This window comes from Marinobacter psychrophilus (genome assembly GCF_001043175.1).
In the GTDB taxonomy this organism is placed as follows: domain Bacteria; phylum Pseudomonadota; class Gammaproteobacteria; order Pseudomonadales; family Oleiphilaceae; genus Marinobacter; species Marinobacter psychrophilus.
In genome coordinates this window covers 596,777-615,630 of sequence record NZ_CP011494.1, presented here as the reverse complement: position 1 = coordinate 615,630, position 18,854 = coordinate 596,777, and the positions used below count along the sequence as shown (strand labels likewise).

The window sequence follows — 18,854 nt, the reverse complement described above, 5'->3', positions numbered from 1 at the left end:
TTTCAGCTTTTTTGTATCTGCCAGCGCTGGGTTACAATAGCAGGCTAAAGCCCATTGGAGAGATTATGAACGCCGACGATTACGCCTTCCGCTTTGGCGGCATTGAGCGCTTGTATGGCCGCAGTGCACTTGAGGCCTTTCGCCAAGCCCACATTGCCATTGTCGGCCTTGGTGGAGTGGGTTCTTGGGCAGCAGAAGCTTTGGCTCGCAGCGGCATTGGCACGCTAACGTTAATTGATATGGACGATATCTGTGTATCCAACACTAACCGCCAACTGCACGCGCTCAGTGGACAGTACGGTAAAACTAAAACCGATGCCATGGCCGAGCGTTTGCGGGCCATCAATCCTGCCGCCGATATTCGCACCCAGTTTGCGTTCATTACTATCGATAACATCCCGCAACGGATAACCGCCGACATCACCGGCGTCATCGATGCTATCGACAGTGTGAGGCCAAAAACCGCTTTATTGGCTTACTGCCAGCGCAACAAGCTGCCGATTGTGTGTGCTGGGGGCGCCGGAGGACAAATGGACCCAACTCAAATTCGCGTGGCCGATTTAAGCAAAACTACCCAAGACCCGCTGCTGGCCAAAGTGCGCAACCTGCTGCGCCGACAGTACGGTTTTTCACGTAATCCGCAACGGCGTTTTGGCATAGAAGCCGTATACTCGCTGGAACAGCTGACGTATCCCGCCGCCGACGGTACAACCTGCCTGCAAAAACCGGTTAACGCGGGCCCGGTTCGGCTCGATTGCGCCACCGGCTTTGGTGCCGCCAGCCCGGTGACTGCCAGCTTCGGTTTTTTTGCGGCCTCGCGGCTGCTTAACAAAATCGCACAACGCGCCCAACCCTAATTCACGGAACCGATTTCTATGCCCGTAAGCACTGTTTGGCTGCTCGCTTCTATCGGTGTGCTTTCACTGTTTTGCCAATGGCTGGCCTGGCGCGTACGTATGCCAGCCATACTGTTTTTGCTGGCTGGCGGTATTGTGTCGGGCCCGGTACTAGGCTATTTGAATCCCGAAGATGTGTTTGGCGACCTGCTATTTCCGATGGTGTCACTGGCTGTGGCCATTATCCTGTTTGAAGGTAGCCTAACGCTGCGCTTTGCCGAAATTCGCGGCCACGGCAAAATGGTTCGCAATTTGCTCCCCATTGGCGCGATTGTTACGGGTACCATCGGCACCTTGTCGACGCACTATATTCTGGGCATTTCTTGGGAAATCGCCCTGCTGTTTGGCGCCATATCCATTGTTACAGGCCCTACCGTGATTGCGCCACTGCTGCGCTCGGTCCGGCCCAGCTCGAAACTCGCTAATATTCTACAATGGGAAGGCATTATTATTGACCCCATTGGCGCCCTGCTGGCAGTACTGGTGTTCGAGGGCATTGTGTCTTGGGGTCAGGGCAATGTGTTTGGCCACTCACTGTATATTTTTGCCAAAACCATCGCGGTAGGCACTTTTTTAGGTGCGGCAGCGGGCTATTTGAATGGTCAGGTGCTACGTAAACACTGGATACCCCAATACCTGCACAATGCCGGCACGCTGACCTTCATGCTCGGCGTGTATGCACTGTCGAACGAACTGGCGCACGAGTCCGGCCTGCTGACGGTGACCATCATGGGTATCTGGATGGCGAATATGAAACAGGTGCCAGTCGACAGCATTCTGGAATTCAAGGAATCCCTGAGCGTACTGCTGATTTCCGCACTGTTTATTATTCTGGCGGCGCGCATCGAATTTTCTGCAATAGCCGACTTGGGCTGGGGCTTAGCCTGGGTATTAGCCATATTGATGCTGGTAGCGCGGCCTCTGAGCATTTTTCTATCGGCTATTGGTACCAATCTGAACTGGCGCGAAAAACTGTTCTTAAGCTGGATAGCACCGCGGGGCATTGTTGCCGCGGCGGTGTCTGCACTGTTCGCCTTCCAACTGCAAAAAGTAGGCTATGATGGCGCAGGCGCTATTGTACCGCTCGTGTTCATGTTAATTATTGCCACCGTAACCATTCAGAGTCTGACCGCTCGGCCACTGGCAAACCTACTAAATGTGGCGGAGCCGTCAGAGTTCGGGTTTCTGATTCTGGGGGCCAACCCGGTGGCGCGCATGATTGGTCTTACCTTAAAAAAACACGAGGTCCCGGTGGTGCTTGCGGACACCAACTGGGAGAACGTGCGCCAGGCGCGAATGGAGAATCTGCAGGTGTACTTTGGTAACCCGGTGTCTGAGCACGCGTCTAACCAGCTGGATTTGACCGGAGTCGGCAACCTGCTGGTTATTTCACCTTACAAACACATGAATTCCCTAGCCACCTATCACTTTCTGGACTGGTTTGGTGACAACAGCGTGTATAGCTTGGCAGAAGGCGATCAGGACCAGAAAGCGCGTCATCAAACAGCCGAAAAAATCCAACAGACACGCGGCCTTTTCAACGGCGTCAGCTACGCCAAATTGGCCAGCCTGGCAAGCCAGGGCTACTCGGTAAAAACCACCGAGCTTAGCGATGAGTTCAGCTATCAAAACTTTTTGGACAAGTACCAGAGCCAGGCCCTAGTACTGTTTATGTTTGATGGCAAAGGCCGCATTACCCCAGTGAAATCCATGGACAAAATCAAGCCCGGTGAGAATTCTACGCTGATCAGCCTGGTTCCGGACCGCGCACCAAAAGAGCGCAAAGAACGCAAAGACCGTGAAAACGCCGAAGGTAATGGCGCAAAATAACCAATCAATCGCGGCAGTCCAGTACCAGCTTGCCGCAAACGTGGCCGCCTTCCAGCAACTCGTGGGCGGCAGCGACCTCGACCAGTGAAAACACCTTTTCGATATGAACGGTGACATCGCCGTCTTCAATCAGTTCGGCGATTTCCTCAAGATGAAACACATCCGGGCGCACCGTCATGCCGTGCGCTCTCAGGCCCATGGCTTCGGCGGCACAGATAATCACATCTGCGGTCACAGTGGGCACCGTTACCAGCACACCTTTTTCACCCAAACAGTTTAAAGAACGCCGACCAGCATCGCTGCCCACTAGGTCCAACACCACATCCAGGCCAAAACATTCCTGAGCTACGTCGGTGGTGGTGTAATCGATGATTTCGTGCACACCCAGGCGGCCCAGAAAATCGTGGTGGTCCTTCGAGGCGGTCGCAATGACGTGGGCGCCTTGGGTCAGGGCAAATTGCACGGCCAGGTGCCCGACACCGCCGGCGCCGGCGTGAATCAGAATTTTTTGACCGGACTGTAGGTCAGCCACCTCGAATAACGCCTGCCAGGCAGTCAGCGCTGCCAACGGCAACGCCCCGGCAGTCACCAAATCCAGGTTTTCCGGCACAATGGCCAGTTCATCAGCCTGGGCCAGCGCATAGCTGGCATAGCTGCCGCCCGTCAGGGCGAAACCTGCCAACCCCATCACCCGGTCCCCTGGTACCAAGGTGTTTACATTATCGCCTACGCTGACAACTTCACCGGCCAGATCATAACCCGGCGTCCACGGCAGCAGATCTTGTTCGCTCAGCTGCTTGGCCACAAAGCCCAAGCCTTTGCGGGTTTTCCAGTCAATCGGGTTAAGGCCGGCGCCGTGGACCTTGACCAGCACCTGGCCCGCCTGAGGCTCAGGCACCAGAGCATCAACAAGCTGTAAAACATCACGGTCACCAAACTCCTCGTAAACTACTTTTCGCATGCTGGTGTTAACGGTGTCTTCCATGGGGTGCTCCGGCAAGGGGGTCAGTCATAGTTCGGCAGAGATAATAGTGAACTCTGCGCATTTTGAGTGTATCAGATAAGGCGGTGTGCCCCTTCATTCAAGACATCACGCTTAGCCTTATATTGACTCAATCGTCAGTGGCAAGAAAGTCCACACACAAGGTAGCAAAGGTGTCCGGTTTTTCGGCGTGCAGCCAATGGCCTGTGCCCTCAATCACCTTTACGCTGGCATTGGGGAACAGCTGCAAAATGATGTCTTTATGCTTACTTTGCAGATACGCCGAATCGGCGCCTTTAATAAACAGCACCGGCCCTTCAAACGGGCCTTCACCTTGCGGAGCATCGGCGAGCTGCGAATAGCAACGCTCGATTGTCGCCAGGTTCAGCAACCAGCGAAAGACCGGCCCGCCTTCAATCGTTTGGTCCTTCGGAATACGTTCCAAATTTTTCAGCAGAAATTGGCGAACGCCGGCGTCGACCACAAAGTTTGCCATCTGTCGGTCCGCCTCGGTGCGCGAGCCTACCGCGCTTAAGTCCATGGCTTTGAGCCCTTCAAGAATGGCATCGTGGCGCGGTGTGTAAGCGACCGGCGAAATATCGGCAACAATCACCCGGTCAACTCGATCCGGCGCCAGTAATGCCAGTTGCATCGCCACTTTGCCACCCATGGAATGGCCCAACACGCAAGCGCGTTCAAGGCCCTGCTTGTCCATGTAGGCTATTACGTCCGCCGCCATGGCTGGGTAGTCCATGGTGTCGGTGTGGGGCGACTGGCCGTGATTACGCTGATCCAGGGCATGAATCTGCCAACGGTCTTCCAAACGACGGATTATCCCGCCCAAGTTGTCCAGCGAACCGAACAACCCGTGCAACACAATTAATGGCAAACGCCCGGATGCGGCAGGTCCGGCTTGGCGGGCATTGAGTTCAACAGTCATCAGAGATTTCCTTGCGACGCTTTTGGTCGCTAGATTAGCACTGGAACAGCCACATCGACAAAGATCCTGCGCTCCTCACACCGGCCGCAGTGCCACATGCAGTGCCCGATGACAGACGCCATGCTATCTTGACTCATTACAACACCGCGCCCGCCGTGCCCGCCAATGCAGGAACCCAGATGCCCGAATTCTCTCTGATTGCCGTTATTGTTGCTCTGGTGTATGTGGCATCTCTGATGTGCATCTACCGGATCCTGATGACGTATCGCACGGCCCAGGGGGCTTTGGCATGGGTTTTCGCCTTACTGGCACTGCCGTGGATTACCTTGCCATTGTTCTTGCTTATTGGACGTTCGCGCTTTGGTGGGTACATTAAAGCGCGACGCATGGGCGACGACGCGCTGACCAATCTGCTGAACCGGTTTGAACAGCAAGAAACCTCGTTACGCTCACCAGCGCACCACCATTTCAGCGACGAACTTCAGGTACTCAGCAAGCTGGCACGCCAGCCGTTTACGGACGGCAATCACAGCACTTTATTACGCGACGGCGAAGCGACTTTCGACGCCCTGTTTGACTGCATGGAAAACGCTCAGCACTACATCTTGCTGGAGTTCTACATTGTGCGCTCTGACCGTGTTGGGCAGCGCATAAAGTCCATTCTGGAACGCAAGCTGGCGGAAGGAGTGAATGTGTGGTTTTTACACGACAACATTGGCAGCTTTGGCTTGCCTCGCAAATACATCAGGGAACTGACACAAGCCGGCGCCCACACCGCCGCCTTTGACGATGGCAATGTGCGCCGCTGGCGCTTTCAGATGAATTTTCGCAATCACCGCAAAATTCTGGTCTGTGATGGCAAAGTAGGCTTTGTTGGCGGTATTAATTTGGCAGACGAGTATCTGGGCGCCGCCATGGAACAGGAACCCTGGCGCGACACCCACTGCCGTATTGAAGGCCCCGCGGTAACCGGGTTGCAACTGGCTTGGTTAGAAGACTGGAACTGGGCCAGCGACACCTTTCCAGAGCTGAACTGGGCGCCACATCACAATACCCCCGGTGACGAACGAATTCTGATTCTGCCTACCGGGCCCGCCGACAGTTGGGAAAGCTGTACGCTGTTTTTCCTCAACTGCATCAACAATGCCCGCGAGCGGGTGTGGATTGCATCACCTTATTTCGTGCCCGATGTTCAGGTGATGAACGCATTGCAACTGGCGGCGCTGAGAGGGATAGACGTCAGAATTTTAATTCCGGAAAAATCCGACAGCCGCATCATTGGCCTGGCGGCCTATTCCTATCTGGTACAAGCCTGCCAGGCCGGCATTCAGATTTATCGCTATCAGCCCGGCTTCATGCACCAAAAGGTGATTCTGGTGGACGACCGCTACACCGCGGTCGGCACGGCTAATCTGGACAACCGCTCCATGCGCCTGAATTTCGAAATTACGGCGATCAACACATCAGGCAAGTTTGTCGAGGAAGTAGACGCGATGCTGACCGAGGACTTCAAACAGTCCCACTTGATGGACGAGCGCGATTATCGCGACAGGTCCCTAGCGTTTCGAATTACCTGCCGCGCCATACGCCTTGCCGCACCGCTGCTATAAACCGCTGACCAATAGCAGTTTCAGCGCGGGTTTTTTTCATCGGACGGCAACGGATCTACAGCCAGGTGCGACGTGTCTGGCACGATGGGCGGCGGCAACTCTTCTTTGCTGCCAATATCGCTGCCAGCCGGTGCCAGGCTCCACGCATCAAGATGATCAAAACTCGGGACCTCTACCGGTACGGACTCAGCTAGGCTTACGCCCGGTGGATCCAGAGTCAACGCAGACCCTGCCAGCACCGCATCGGTGCGCTCGCCAGCGATGGGCAGGCCACTGCCGCTCGCCTGATTTACCGCGAAGGGGCTACTGGCTTTGCGTGGCGGTGGCTTAGAAGCAGCGGCTGACTGAGGTGCAGAGTTTGAACGCGCCGTTTGCGCCTGCGCACCGGCTTGCACGGGCGCCATCGCCTGAACGTAAGACCGCATCCCATGCTTTTGCAGTAAGGCGCGGTATTTTTCAGCCTCGGCTTGGTCGAGTTGGTTGCGAATAACCACTGGCTTGCCGCTGAACATGCGGTCAAGCTGGGCATCATTGGCTTTGAATAATTGCTGCGCATTACTGCGAGCTGCCGCAGGGTCAGTGCCTGCAACACACTCGCCTTTGAATATGAGCTGGAACATATACTGTTACCTCTGCAATCGAATCAGAATGACGAATTACCCTGTCCTTAGCCCTGACCCAGCAAGCGCGGGAACGACTCTAATGAACTATTCACCGCGTCAAGGTTGAACGCCGACACGTCTGCCAGCAGCTTTTCGCTATAGCTGGATACCGAGTGCGAACGGTAACGTTGGCCCCAGGCCACCAGGCGTTCGGCAAAATCGCGCATTTTCTCCGGATCACCGCTTTTGCGCACGCTTTCCCACTCGTCACCGAAATCTTCCGCCAACTGCTGCCGCAACCAACCCCGCTCGTGCATACTCAAAGTCTGCGCAAGCAGGCGCTCACCTTCTTCCGGTTTGCCTTCTTCCTCGACTTCTTCGCCGGTTGAGGCCACATCCGGAAGAATCAGCTTGAACACTGAACCTTCGTCAAGGGTGCTTTTCAGGGTCAATTCTCCGCCCATCATTAGCGCCAGTTTACGGCTGATGGCCAGCCCAAGGCCAGTGCCGCCGTAGCGCCGCGAGTTCTGGCCTTCCTGCTGCTCAAAAGCATCGAAAATTCGCTCTTGCTGGTCAGTCGCAATGCCGATTCCGGTGTCGGTGACGGTAATTTCCAGCCGGTAACGCGGGTGCTCGGGTTCTCCGGGTTTGGTGCCCGGCGGATAGCTCTGCTTTGGCAAGGGGCTAGCCTTAGCGCGTACCGTCACCCCGCCCTCGTGGGTAAATTTTATAGCGTTACCCGCCAGGTTGAAGAGCACTTGGCGCAGGCGTGTTTCGTCCAACATCAGCGCTGCCGGCATCTTTTTACCCACGCTGACCTCTAGGGTAACGCCTTGGTCGCGGGCACGCAGGTCGAAAATGTGCAACACATCGCCGAGCATTCTGCGCATAGACACCGGCGCATAATCCAGCCGCATTTTGCCCGCTTCAATTCGAGACAAGTCCAGAATGTCGTTAATCAGCATCAACAATGCACGGCTACCGGCGCGAATGGCGTCCAAATAATTGCGCTGCTGTGGGTCTGTTACCGTATTGCTCAACAAATCGCTGTAGCCGATCACCGCGTTCATCGGGGTGCGAATCTCATGGGACATGTTGGCCAGAAATTCACTTTTTGTCAGACTAGCGGCTTCCGCTTCCCGCGCCAACCGCTCAGCTTCGAGCTTAGCCGCCCGCAGTTCATCTTCACTGCGCCGCAGTGCGTTTTCCGAGCGGATTCGCTCGTCCACTTCCCGCGACAGTTTACGATTCCAGTACAAGAATATCAGCACCACCACCACCGCCAGCAGAACCACCCGGCGCACCACGGTGTAATCAGTCGCCTGTTCGATATCGAGATGAATCCAGCGGTTATAAATGGATTCGGTTTCCACGCTTTCCATGCTGCTCAACGCCTTGTTGAGAATGCGCTGCAAATCCGGATGGTCTTTGCGCACCGCCAACCGCAATTCGTACTCATAGGGCGTCACGCTGGTAATGCGAAGGTTGGTTAATCCTAGACGGGTCACGGTGTAACTGACCGCCGGAATGTGCGTTACCATCACGTCCAGATCGCCGTTCGACAGTGCCAGCAAGCCCTCTTCCACGCTGGTCACCGGATAGATATTCAGATTCGGATGATTGATCAACAGATAATCGTGAGCGGCATGGCGATTCACCACCCCCACTTTTTCCTGGCGTAGTTCACGCAAATCGCCGATAAAACGGCCGTCGTCGCGGATCGCCAGAGCAATAGGTACAGTCAGGTAGGGCCGGGTAAACAGAAAATCCTGTTCTGTGCGGGGGGTGCGTGAGATGCCCGGTAAAATATCCACCTCGCCGGTTTTGAGCTGTTCTTCAGCCTGCAACCGGCCAATCGGCGCGGTATTCTGAAAGCGCACGCCCAGCTTGGTTTCCAGCCGCGACATCAAATCCGGCACCAGGCCAGCGGGCTTTCCATCCTGCTGAAACTCGAATGGCGGCCAGTCTGTGCGATACGCTACAACCAAATTGGCGTTGCCCTTGAGCCAAGCCAAATCCCGCGCTGACAGGTCATTGCCGGGCTTTTCCTGGGGCGGCACTTCGGTGGTCAGCCAGGCTTCCAGCACTTGGCGATGCTCGTTGAGGTCAATGCGGGCTATGGCATCGTTGAGCAGTCGCAACAGGGGTGATTCAGCTTCGCTCGCGGGTAACCGCAGCACAACATCAATGGTCTTCTGGTCTGGCAGGACAGCTAGGCTAATGCCATTCACCCGCGCCGATTGCAGATAATCCGATACCACCGGCACCGGCCCCAAAAACCCAACCGCCTGCCCTGACAGCACCACATTCACCGCCTCGGCAACGTCGGCCACCATAACTGGCTCAAAGTTCTCCACGGGGTCTAGCAGCGGGTATTGATTCACATCGTTGCTAATCACCGCCACTCGGCTGTTTTCCAAGTCTGCCAGGCTGCGAATAATGCCGTCACCGGCGCGGGCGAACAAGCCGTAGGTTAACGACATCAAAGGCTGGGTATGGACGAAATCGGTGGCTGGCGGCGCATCGCTGAAACGGGTCACCAGTGCGGCATCCACGTCACTGCCTGGCGGCCGCGGCTCTACCGGCACACCCAGTTTTATTGACAGCTTGGCCAGGTAATCGATATAAATGCCCGCTAGGGAACCGCTCCCGGTATTAAACACCAGCGGCACCTGCTCCGCCTTAACCGACACGGTAACCCGCTCGTGCTCGGCCAACCAAAGCCGGTCGGCGCTATCCTGCGCTAAGCCGAGGGGCGGCTTAGTGGCAAGCTCAGGTTCGTTAAACGGGCTGGCGCTGGCAGACGGAGCGCCGGCTGCAACCGGAGCTCCCAGCATGTTCGCTGGTTCGGCGCGCAGCGGAGTAGAAAGCCCGCTTAACAGCCAACACAAAATTAGAACGTGCGCAGCCTTCACTGAGGTTCCTCAAAAGTTTGATTGAGCTGAACGCGATAACGGCGGACTTGGCCCATTTAGTCCGTGCTGATCTTGACTTGGTTGCGACCGGCATTCTTGGCTATATACAGCGTGCGGTCGGCGCGTTCGAACAGGGTGTCTTCGTCATCGCCACTTCTGATGCTCGCAATTCCTGCCGAAAAGGTAATAGTAACCGGCTGATTGCTACAGTGAAAAGGCATCTTTTCGACACTAGAGCGTAAACCGTCTATTACTTGTTTCGCCTGGGTGCCGGTCGTTTCCGGGAGTAAAACCACAAATTCCTCACCCCCAATACGGGCGATAAAATCTGTCGAACGGAGTCCTTTTTTCAACTCCCGAGCCAGCAGTTGCAACACTCTATCGCCCGCTTTATGGCCGTAAGAATCGTTAATGCGCTTGAAAAAGTCGACATCAACAATGGCAATTGTCATTTCACCTTTATAGCGCTGCCACCGCTCGACCTCGAGTTGCAGGCGTTCGTTCCAAGAGTCCCGGTTGGGTAGCTGGGTGAGCATATCGGTATTGGCGCGCCGGCGCTCTTTAAGAACCTGTTCGCGCATCAGCTCAGACTCGGTTTCCATGGTGACGATTTTCTGCTGCAGGGTTTCCAACTGAGTCGCCAGGGCTTTTTCACGGTCACTTTCGCGTTTGCGAAACTGGACGACTGACTGGGCTATGTCGTCCAGGTGACCCGTCACAGAATGTTTCAGCTGATAGAGGTTGTTACTGCTTTGAATGTGCTGGCTCAGGCGCGTTAGCCCGCCCTGCAAATCTTGGCCCAACGCCTCTGAAGCACTCAGCCGGCCGCTTTGCGCGGACGTATGCGCTACAAAGCTCTGGCGCAGCACGGCCAGGCGATCGTCAAGCTGTTGAATAAATTCGTCAAACTGGGCGCGGCATTGCTTAATCGCCATCATCACCAATTCAGCCACATCGCGCAGACATTTGCGCAACACGCTCCAGTCTTCGCTATAAAGCAGAATCTGCTGCAGAGCGCGGGCCTTTTTTTCCGCGTCTGCACTTATCGGTATCTCGCTGACGATTTGTTCCACTAACTGGCCAACACGGCGGGCAATACGCAGGCGGTCGCCGTCCCGGCCCAGGTCCATAGAACCTGCAGCAGGGCTTGCACCAGACCCTTGTGAAGCAACTTCCGCTTGTTCAAGAAGCACCATCTGGCAATCAATCTTTGTTTGCAACAACTCCCAGTGCTCAACGTCAATAGAGGGGCTACGCACTTGGTCACGAACATTATCTAATAGTTGGTCAAGCTCGCCAGACTGTCCCTTCAGACCCAAGCTAGTCCGCACCAACATTCGCTCAAGCAACGTGCGGTGCTGTTGCCATTGTTGCTCACGGTGTTCGGCAGCATCCAACTCCCGTAAATATTGGTCTTTCCAAGACAACTCTGGGCTCATGGGACCTCCTGCGCGCCACACGGCCGTGTGCTAATCGGCTTATTCATGATTGATTCGTCGCCGTTTTGCTCTTGGATGACTCTGGTCATACACCCTGGCAAGGTGTTGAAAGTTCAAATGAGTATAGACCTGAGTGGTCGCAATGTCCGCATGGCCCAGCAACTCCTGAACCGCCCGCAGATCGCCACTGGATTCCAATAAGTGGCTGGCAAATGAGTGCCGCAGCATGTGCGGGTGCAGTTTCTGATCGGCGCCCTTTACCAAGCCCCAACGCGCCAGCCGCACTTGAATACTTCGATGACTAAGGCGGTCGCCGCGGCGGCTGACGAATAATGCCTGTTGCCCTGCACCGGCGAGCTCCGGCCGCACCGCTAACCAAGCCTGAAGCGCCGCCAGGGCAGGTCGCCCAACGGGCAAAACGCGCTGTTTATTGGCCTTGCCAGTCACTTTTACCTGAGCGGCTGCCAAGTCTACAGTGCCCAAATCCAAAGCAGCGACTTCTGCCAGCCTTAAACCTGCAGAATACAGTAATTCAAAAATGCATACATCTCTCAATTCCAACGGATCGTCCGCCTGGGCATCCAACAGGTGCGTCAGTTGGTCTACATCGGCAACGACAGGCAACCTCCGCCCGCTTTTTGGTGCGCGAATACCCTCCGCCGGGCTATTTTCTGCCAAACCTTCACGCAACAAGTAATGGTAAAAACGGCGTATCGCTGAAAGGTGGCGGGCAATGCTGCGGCCGTTCAAACCCATACGGCTTAAGTGAGCAACGTATCGGCGGATGTCGTGACTGCTAAGATTTTGCCAGCGGGCTTCCGAGGGCTCTTGAAATTGATCAATCGGGTGCTGTTGATAGCACTCCCGAAGCCAACGCTGTAGGCGCAGCAAATCTCGCTGATAATGCTCGCAAGTGAGCGGTGACAGGCGTTTTTCAGAGGCTAGGTGGCGAATGAAGCCGTCAACACCCTGAAACAGGCCAGTGTGTCGCGGCTTGTCACCGGCCGAGTGCATCGGTTAACGAGACTCGGCGATGTCGGTTAGCGGCAATGCTACCAAGTGGCGCTGCACCATGGGCGGTAGTAACCGGCTTAAAGTGTCACTAATATAACTTAAAAATAGCGAACCCATGCTCTGGTCAAAATAGCCCGGTATGCAGCTGCCAATGGCAAACACACCGACAAGTTCGTGATTTCGCAGCGGCACCAAAGCCACTGAAGTAACAGGCTCGTCGCGATCAGGGAACAAAAAAGCGCGTTCGCTTTCGCGGAACTGTCCGCACACTGCGCGGCCGCCGTCCAGCAGATTACCCAACCGTTTGTGCGCTACCGCCGGCGACACCACATGCAGAGAGCCTTGAGCCGCCTGCGGTAGAGGGCCATCGGTAAATAAAATCACACTGGCCGCGTCCAGACCAAAGTCACCGCAAATACTGTCATCAATCACCGCCGCCATGTCGTTCAGATTTTTGGCTTCGATAATCTGCATCAGCAAGCGCTTACTTTTTTGGAACAGCTGGTCGTTCTGGCGCGCGATGTCCACCAACTCAGTCAGCTCATGACGCAGGGTGTCTCTCTGCTCGCGAAAGAGATGAACCTGGCGCTCAACCAACGAAATGGCCCGCCCGCTATCGTGAGGTAACGTTAAGTCGCGCAGCAGGTCGCTCTGCCCAACAAAAAAATCAGGGTTATCACGCAGGTATTGCGCGACTTGCTCTGCATTTGGAACGCCGGCCTCTTGGCGGGCCGCTGAATCTGTCATCGTGTGCTCCTGGTGTCAGGATCGTTGCCTGCCGGTTCTGGCGGGTTTACGGCGGCGAATGCCGGGCTCTGCTGGCAGTCGCAGCTGGCCCTCAAAAACATTAGCAACGGGTCCATCCATCATAACAGCGGCTCCCTGCCCCTGCCATTCGATAATCAGACGGCCTCCTATAAGTTCTACTTCTACCCGCGGATCGAGCAAACCCCTCAAACATCCTGCAACAACCGCAGCGCAAGCGCCAGTGCCGCAAGCCAGAGTTTCACCACAACCGCGTTCAAACACGCGCAAGCGAATATGGCCGCGATCTACAATTTGCATAAACCCAATATTCGCTTTGGCAGGAAAGCGCCAATGCTTCTCTAACAGCGGCCCCAGCGTTGCCACCGGAGCGTTGTCGATGTCGGCAGTCAGCAGGACGCCGTGGGGGTTGCCCATAGACACCGCCGACAACTCTATGTTCTGGCCATTTACGTCTACGTTGTAAACCGGTGCAAATTCGTCGGCGCTGAACGGTACGGTGGCGGGTTCAAGGCGTGGCACGCCCATATTTACTTTCACCAATCCGTCCTTCCCCATCCGCAATTCAATAATGCCGCCTGCTGTTTGCACCCGCATCACTTTTTTGTTGGTCAGGCGCTGATCGCGTACAAAACGGGCAAAACAACGGGCTCCATTACCACATTGCTCCACTTCCGAGCCGTCAGCGTTGAAAATCCGATAGCGGAAATCCACATCCGGTAGCCCTGGTGGCTCCACCACCAGCAGCTGATCAAAACCGATGCCAAAATGGCGATCGGCCAGCTCGCGAATCATTTCCGGGCGCAGGCGAAACGTCTGGCTGATGGCGTCAACCACCATAAAATCATTACCCAAGCCGTGCATTTTCGTAAAACGCAGAACGCCACCAAGAGCGGCGCTCGGGCTACCGACAAAGGCGCCGCCAGCGCCGCGCCGAGAGGCAGGGCCGTCGACGTTGGCCAGGAGCTCACCGTCACCGCTCATAACGGCAGGCTACTCTCGGGAGCCAATTGTTCTTCCAGGGTTTCGCGGCGGCGAACCACGTGCACCTGATCGCCATCGACCATCAATTCAGGCGGGCGATTACGGGTGTTGTAGTTGGAACTCATCACAAAGCCATACGCCCCGGCTGAACGTACCGCAAGCAGGTCACCGGCGCTCAAGCTAAGCTGGCGATCTTTACCCAGAAAATCACCGGTTTCGCACACAGGCCCCACCAGATCCCAAGCTTTTTCGTCGCCCTTATTATGTGGAGCCACCGGCACAATGGCCTGCCATGCGCCATAGAGCGCAGGGCGAATCAGGTCGTTCATGGCGGCGTCAATAATCGCGAAGTTACGGTGTTCTGTACACTTCAGAAATTCGACACGGGTCAGCAGCACGCCGGCGTTGGCGGCGATCGAACGCCCGGGCTCCAGAATCAGCTCCAATTTGCGGTCGCCCAGGCGCGCAAGAATCGCTTCCACATACTCCCCGGGCTGGGGCGGTGTTTCATCGTTATAGGTAACGCCCAAGCCACCGCCCAAATCCAGGTGCTTTATCTCGACCCCCTGCTCTGCCAGGTTGTCTACCAGTGCCAGAACCCGGTCCAGAGCGTCCAGAAATGGCGCCAACGTGGTCAGCTGTGAGCCAATGTGGCAATCCACACCACGCACGTCGAGGTTAGGCAGGCTAGCAGCGCGGGCATATACCGCCGGCGCGACTTCAATATCGATACCGAATTTGTTTTCTTTCAGACCGGTAGAAATATAAGGATGAGTGCCCGCGTCTACGTCGGGGTTTACCCGCAGCGACACCGGCGCTTTCACGCCCAGCTCACCGGCAATGGCGTTCAAGCGGTCCAACTCGATATCAGACTCTACGTTAAAACAACGCACACCCACTTCCAGCGCGCGCCGCATTTCCCAGGGCTGCTTGCCAACGCCGGAAAAAACCACTTTGGCCGGGTTACCACCGGCTCGAATCACCCGTTCCAGCTCACCGGCAGATACGATATCAAAACCCGCACCCAGGCGGGCCAGCACGTCCAATACCGCCAGATTGCTATTGGCTTTTACCGCATAGCACACCAAGTGCGGGTGGTTCTGCAGAGCGTTGTCGTAAGCGCGGTAATGGCGTTCGAGGGTCGCTCGGGAATAGACATAAGCCGGCGTGCCATGCTGCTTTGCAATGCGCGCCAGCGGCACATCTTCGACCCAGAGCTCATCGTTCTTGTAAATGAAATAATCCATAAAAATTCCTGAATTAACGGGCCTGACCCGACGTTTCTGATATGGGCACGGGCGTCGGCTCCGCGCTTTTTGCTAAGAGTTCCTTGCCAGGCGCTTCGCGGTAGAGATCGCCTTTCTGACCGCAGCCTGAAAGCCCAACCACCAACAAAAGGCTTAACAGCGCTGCGACTTTAACAACCGCGGGGAATTTCAGACCCATTACCTCAACCCTGTTTAAGTGCGTTACGGGCACGCTTAACGGCTGCCCTAACTTGCGTCGGCGCGGTACCGCCAAGGTGGTCACGAGCCTGCACCGAGCCCTCAAGAGTCAGCACGTCAAATACGTCTTCACTGATAATACCCGAAAAAGACTGTAGCTCCGCCAGTGTCATATCTGACAAATCGCGTTTCTGCTCTACGCCAAAGGCCACGGACCTGCCCACCACTTCGTGGGCATCGCGGAACGGCATGCCTTTCTTGACCAGATAATCGGCCAGATCCGTCGCTGTGGAGAAGCCCCGCTTGGCTGCTACCCGCATATTATCAGCTTTGGCGGTAATCGCCGGCACCATGTCTGCGTAGGCTCTCAGGCAACCTTTTACGGTATCTACGGTGTCAAACAGCGGCTCTTTGTCTTCCTGATTGTCTTTGTTATAGGCCAGCGGCTGGCCTTTCATTAACGTGAGCAGACTGATCAGGTGGCCATTCACCCGACCTGTCTTGCCCCGAACCAGTTCTGGCACGTCCGGATTTTTCTTCTGCGGCATAATAGACGAGCCAGTACAGAAACGGTCTGGCAAATCAATGAAATCGAACTGCGCGCAAGTCCACAGCACCAGCTCCTCACTAAAACGCGACAGGTGGGTCATCAGCAGCGCGGCAAAGCTGCAGAATTCAATGGCAAAATCACGGTCGCTGACCGAATCCAGCGAGTTTTCCGAGGCACGGTCAAAACCTAGCAGTTTGGCGGTCATCGCCCGGTCAATAGGATACGTGGTGCCGGCCAGCGCCGCAGCGCCCAGGGGCATGACGTTCACCCGCTTACGACAATCCTGCAGGCGTTCGCCGTCGCGCACCAACATTTCGTACCAGGCCAACAAATGATGGCCAAAAGTCACCGGCTGCGCAGTTTGCAGGTGGGTAAAGCCCGGCATGATGGTGTCGGCTTCGCGTTCAGCCAAGTTCAGCAACCCGGCCTGCAATCGTTTGAGTTCCTCGGCAATCACGTCAATCTCGTCACGCAAATAAAGCCGGATATCGGTGGCCACTTGGTCGTTACGGCTACGGCCGGTGTGTAACTTTTTACCGGTAACGCCGATGCGATCGGTCAGACGCGCTTCGATGTTCATGTGCACGTCTTCCAGACTGACCGACCACTGAAACGTCCCCGCTTCGATGTCTGCTTTCACCGCCTTCAGCCCTTCCAGAATGGTGTCGCGCTCTTCGTTGGTCAGAACGCCCACTGCTGCCAACATCGTGGCATGGGCAATGGAGCCGGTGATGTCGTGATGATAAAGGCGCTGATCAAAACCAACAGAGGCAGTAAAGCGCTCGACAAAGGCGTCGGTAGGCTCGGTGAAGCGCCCACCCCAAGGTTTTTCCGAGTTTGAGGCCTGCTCCGGCGATTTGTTATCCGTCATCATCTATAGTTCCTACTGGTAGCCCGAGGTCACAGGGCCAAAATGGGTCAATAATCAGTAACGGGAGTATAACATTCTGACCCGCTTAAAGCAGACACTCAGTAACAGCGAGACCGCCATGGATTCGCGATTTTTTGTGCCAGACCTGTGCCGGGTGCGGGCCTTGTTCATGTTACTCGTTACCAGCGAACTGGTGGTGCTGGCGCTGGCGATGGTGCAGGCGCAGCACGACTGGATTGACTGGGAGTATTTTGGTTTGCTGTCGTTGTTCGTGCAGTGGACCTTGCTCACCAGTGTCGCCATGATCTGCCCGCTGCGCCCGCGCCTGGCGCAACTGCCTGTGGCCAGCGCAACGTTTGTCATTGTTGTTCTGGTGCTGGCGGATGTCTTCGCTTTTAGCCTATTTGCCGACCGAGTGCTAAATCCGGGGCCCGGCGCGCCTCAATGGCATAGCATTGCCAAAAAAATGCTGTTGGCGATGCTGACCACTTTAATAGTACTTCGCTACTTTTATCTTCAGCACCAATGGCAACAGCAACAGGAAGCCGAACTGCAAGCACATTTAAGCTCGCTGCAGAGCCGAATTCAGCCCCACTTTTTATTCAACAGTATGAATACCATCGCCAGCCTTATCGCCAGCGACCCCCAGCGGGCGGAAGACGCGGTGCTGGACCTGTCAGAGCTTTTCCGCGCCAGTCTGCGCACCAGTGAACAGCTGATTCCCCTGCACCGAGAACTGGAACTGTGCCAACGCTATTTGGACATCGAGGCCCTGCGCATGGGGGATCGCCTTCAACTGCAGTGGCATATCGCTGACGGCTTACAAAACCAGGCTATTCCGCCCCTAACCTTGCAACCGCTGGTTGAGAACGCCATTTACCACGGCATTCAACCCCGAGCCCAAGGCGGTATTGTGAGGGTAGAAGCGCAGGCCAGCGGCGATTTTGTATACTTGCTCGTGCAGAATCCGAAACCCGAGCCCGGCCAAAGCGGCCACGACGGCAACCGCATGGCGCTGGACAATATTCAGGCCCGTATCCAGGCGTTATTCGGCGACCGCGCGGTGCTCAAACACAGCCATCAGGGCGACATTTACACCGTGACCCTTCGCCTGCCCGCGCAGCAAGTAGACCGCCAGGGAGCGCAACGACACACATGATTAACAAAAGCGAAGCGAGAGACATTATGAAAAGAAGCGCCACAAAAAACCCATGACCAGCCAGAGAATTCTGATTGCCGACGACGAACCCCTGGCCCGCGATCGCCTGCGGAGGCTGGTCGAAGGACTTCCCGAGTACAGCGTTTGCGGTGAAGCGGCCGACGGCGACAGAACACTGCAAGCCGTTGCAGAACTGGAGCCAGACATTGTATTGCTGGACATTCGCATGCCCGGCGCCGACGGTATGGACGTGGCCGCCCACCTGAGCCAGCTTGAGCGCCCGCCCGCGGTCATTTTCTGCACTGCCTACGACCATTATGCGCTGCAGGCGTTTGAGGTAAACGCTTCTGCTTACCTGATGAAGCCGATACGCAAAGACGCCCTGACCAAGGCGCTGCAACAGGCTGCAAAAACCAACCGCCTGCAACAGCAGCCACTAGCCGGCACTGCCCCCGCCGCTGCCGAACTGGCGGTGCGCACGTATCGCGGCACCGAACTGATCGACTTGGTTTCCTTAATTTACTGCCAGGCTGACCAAAAATACGTCACCCTTCACCACTTACAGGGTAACGTATTGTCCGACTACACCCTTAAAGAGCTTGAGCAACATTACGGTGACCACCTTTTGAGGGTGCACCGTAATACCTTGGTAGGCACACGATTTATTCAGGCGCTGCACCGCAACATCAGTGGCCAGGCGACTCTGGTTCTGCGTGATGGCCTTGGCGAACTGCCGGTTAGCCGCCGCCACGCTAGCGAACTACGCCAATGGCTGCAGGACTATCGACCTGGAAAACACTAGTGAAAACCCTGATCTGCATTAACGAGCAGCCTAAGCCAGCAAGCAACCTG

The 18,854-nt window shown here is 55.9% G+C and carries 16 protein-coding genes; 5 read left to right on the top strand and 11 right to left on the bottom strand.

The annotated features are described in order from the left end of the window. The first annotated feature begins 65 nt into the window (after window positions 1–65). Together tcdA and ABA45_RS02685 are read left to right on the top strand one after the other, a co-directional pair. Window positions 66–857: a tRNA cyclic N6-threonylcarbamoyladenosine(37) synthase TcdA gene (gene tcdA / locus ABA45_RS02690; RefSeq protein ID WP_048384238.1), complete on the top strand. Its 792-nt coding sequence runs from the start codon at window positions 66–68 to the stop codon at window positions 855–857. 18 nt (window positions 858–875) lie between these two features. Beyond that, entirely contained in the window at window positions 876–2,726 is a 1,851-nt protein-coding gene (locus ABA45_RS02685) for a cation:proton antiporter (protein ID WP_048384237.1), read from the top strand. A gap of 4 nt (window positions 2,727–2,730) precedes the next feature. On the opposite strand, the gene ABA45_RS02680 is transcribed toward ABA45_RS02685, so the two are convergent. Both ABA45_RS02680 and ABA45_RS02675 read right to left on the bottom strand, forming a co-directional pair. Beyond that, window positions 2,731–3,711: an NADP-dependent oxidoreductase gene (locus tag ABA45_RS02680; RefSeq protein ID WP_048384236.1), complete on the bottom strand. Its 981-nt coding sequence runs from the start codon at window positions 3,709–3,711 to the stop codon at window positions 2,731–2,733. A 127-nt stretch (window positions 3,712–3,838) separates the two neighbouring features. After that, entirely contained in the window at window positions 3,839–4,648 is an 810-nt protein-coding gene (locus tag ABA45_RS02675) for an alpha/beta fold hydrolase (RefSeq protein ID WP_048384235.1), read from the bottom strand. 179 nt (window positions 4,649–4,827) lie between these two features. On the opposite strand from ABA45_RS02675, the gene cls reads away from it, so the two are divergent. Further along, window positions 4,828–6,258 (top strand): cardiolipin synthase, encoded by a 1,431-nt coding sequence (gene cls / locus ABA45_RS02670; protein ID WP_048384234.1) that lies wholly within the window; start codon window positions 4,828–4,830, stop codon window positions 6,256–6,258. 20 nt (window positions 6,259–6,278) lie between these two features. Here the strand turns inward: cls and ABA45_RS02665 are convergent, their stop codons facing one another. The 9 genes from ABA45_RS02665 to argH are packed head-to-tail and all read right to left on the bottom strand — an operon-like array spanning window position 6,279 to window position 16,846. After that, window positions 6,279–6,878 (bottom strand): hypothetical protein, encoded by a 600-nt coding sequence (locus ABA45_RS02665; RefSeq protein ID WP_048384233.1) that lies wholly within the window; start codon window positions 6,876–6,878, stop codon window positions 6,279–6,281. A 47-nt stretch (window positions 6,879–6,925) separates the two neighbouring features. Beyond that, on the bottom strand, window positions 6,926–9,775 hold the full coding sequence (locus ABA45_RS02660) for a transporter substrate-binding domain-containing protein (protein ID WP_053076111.1): 2,850 nt from the start codon (window positions 9,773–9,775) through the stop codon (window positions 6,926–6,928). 56 nt (window positions 9,776–9,831) lie between these two features. Next, window positions 9,832–11,214 carry a GGDEF domain-containing protein gene (locus ABA45_RS02655; RefSeq protein WP_048384232.1) on the bottom strand — a complete coding sequence of 461 codons (1,383 nt, stop codon included), beginning with the start codon at window positions 11,212–11,214 and terminating at the stop codon, window positions 9,832–9,834. 39 nt (window positions 11,215–11,253) lie between these two features. Beyond that, window positions 11,254–12,228: a tyrosine recombinase XerC gene (gene xerC, locus ABA45_RS02650; RefSeq protein WP_048384231.1), complete on the bottom strand. Its 975-nt coding sequence runs from the start codon at window positions 12,226–12,228 to the stop codon at window positions 11,254–11,256. A 3-nt stretch (window positions 12,229–12,231) separates the two neighbouring features. Next, window positions 12,232–12,975 carry a DUF484 family protein gene (locus ABA45_RS02645; RefSeq protein ID WP_048384230.1) on the bottom strand — a complete coding sequence of 248 codons (744 nt, stop codon included), beginning with the start codon at window positions 12,973–12,975 and terminating at the stop codon, window positions 12,232–12,234. A gap of 15 nt (window positions 12,976–12,990) precedes the next feature. After that, window positions 12,991–13,977 (bottom strand): diaminopimelate epimerase, encoded by a 987-nt coding sequence (gene dapF / locus ABA45_RS02640; protein ID WP_048384229.1) that lies wholly within the window; start codon window positions 13,975–13,977, stop codon window positions 12,991–12,993. Further along, window positions 13,974–15,224, bottom strand: a complete 1,251-nt coding sequence (gene lysA, locus ABA45_RS02635; RefSeq protein WP_048384228.1) for a diaminopimelate decarboxylase — start codon at window positions 15,222–15,224, stop codon at window positions 13,974–13,976. Before lysA ends, dapF begins: the two co-directional genes overlap by 4 nt. Window positions 15,225–15,237: 13 nt before the next feature. Continuing rightward, window positions 15,238–15,423 carry an LPS translocon maturation chaperone LptM gene (gene lptM / locus ABA45_RS02630; RefSeq protein ID WP_048384227.1) on the bottom strand — a complete coding sequence of 62 codons (186 nt, stop codon included), beginning with the start codon at window positions 15,421–15,423 and terminating at the stop codon, window positions 15,238–15,240. A 4-nt stretch (window positions 15,424–15,427) separates the two neighbouring features. Continuing rightward, window positions 15,428–16,846: an argininosuccinate lyase gene (argH, locus tag ABA45_RS02625; RefSeq protein WP_406564642.1), complete on the bottom strand. Its 1,419-nt coding sequence runs from the start codon at window positions 16,844–16,846 to the stop codon at window positions 15,428–15,430. A 115-nt stretch (window positions 16,847–16,961) separates the two neighbouring features. Between argH and ABA45_RS02620 the strand changes: the two genes are divergently transcribed. Beyond that, window positions 16,962–18,002, top strand: coding sequence for a sensor histidine kinase (locus ABA45_RS02620; protein ID WP_048384226.1), 1,041 nt, complete (start codon window positions 16,962–16,964; stop codon window positions 18,000–18,002). A gap of 52 nt (window positions 18,003–18,054) precedes the next feature. Then, window positions 18,055–18,804, top strand: coding sequence for a LytR/AlgR family response regulator transcription factor (locus ABA45_RS02615; RefSeq protein ID WP_048384225.1), 750 nt, complete (start codon window positions 18,055–18,057; stop codon window positions 18,802–18,804). The last annotated feature ends 50 nt before the right edge of the window (window positions 18,805–18,854 follow it).

What these genes read in the sequence shown, in the direction of transcription:
- tcdA (WP_048384238.1), top strand. Translation starts at nt 66, where the DNA reads ATGAACGCCGACGATTACGCCTTCCGCTTTGGCGGCATTGAGCGCTTG.
- ABA45_RS02685 (WP_048384237.1), top strand. Translation starts at nt 876, where the DNA reads ATGCCCGTAAGCACTGTTTGGCTGCTCGCTTCTATCGGTGTGCTTTCA.
- ABA45_RS02680 (WP_048384236.1), bottom strand. Translation starts at nt 3,711, where the DNA reads ATGGAAGACACCGTTAACACCAGCATGCGAAAAGTAGTTTACGAGGAG.
- ABA45_RS02675 (WP_048384235.1), bottom strand. Translation starts at nt 4,648, where the DNA reads ATGACTGTTGAACTCAATGCCCGCCAAGCCGGACCTGCCGCATCCGGG.
- cls (WP_048384234.1), top strand. Translation starts at nt 4,828, where the DNA reads ATGCCCGAATTCTCTCTGATTGCCGTTATTGTTGCTCTGGTGTATGTG.
- ABA45_RS02665 (WP_048384233.1), bottom strand. Translation starts at nt 6,878, where the DNA reads ATGTTCCAGCTCATATTCAAAGGCGAGTGTGTTGCAGGCACTGACCCT.
- ABA45_RS02655 (WP_048384232.1), bottom strand. Translation starts at nt 11,214, where the DNA reads ATGAGCCCAGAGTTGTCTTGGAAAGACCAATATTTACGGGAGTTGGAT.
- xerC (WP_048384231.1), bottom strand. Translation starts at nt 12,228, where the DNA reads ATGCACTCGGCCGGTGACAAGCCGCGACACACTGGCCTGTTTCAGGGT.
- ABA45_RS02645 (WP_048384230.1), bottom strand. Translation starts at nt 12,975, where the DNA reads ATGACAGATTCAGCGGCCCGCCAAGAGGCCGGCGTTCCAAATGCAGAG.
- dapF (WP_048384229.1), bottom strand. Translation starts at nt 13,977, where the DNA reads ATGAGCGGTGACGGTGAGCTCCTGGCCAACGTCGACGGCCCTGCCTCT.
- lysA (WP_048384228.1), bottom strand. Translation starts at nt 15,224, where the DNA reads ATGGATTATTTCATTTACAAGAACGATGAGCTCTGGGTCGAAGATGTG.
- lptM (WP_048384227.1), bottom strand. Translation starts at nt 15,423, where the DNA reads ATGGGTCTGAAATTCCCCGCGGTTGTTAAAGTCGCAGCGCTGTTAAGC.
- argH (WP_406564642.1), bottom strand. Translation starts at nt 16,846, where the DNA reads ATGATGACGGATAACAAATCGCCGGAGCAGGCCTCAAACTCGGAAAAA.
- ABA45_RS02620 (WP_048384226.1), top strand. Translation starts at nt 16,962, where the DNA reads ATGGATTCGCGATTTTTTGTGCCAGACCTGTGCCGGGTGCGGGCCTTG.
- ABA45_RS02615 (WP_048384225.1), top strand. Translation starts at nt 18,055, where the DNA reads ATGACCAGCCAGAGAATTCTGATTGCCGACGACGAACCCCTGGCCCGC.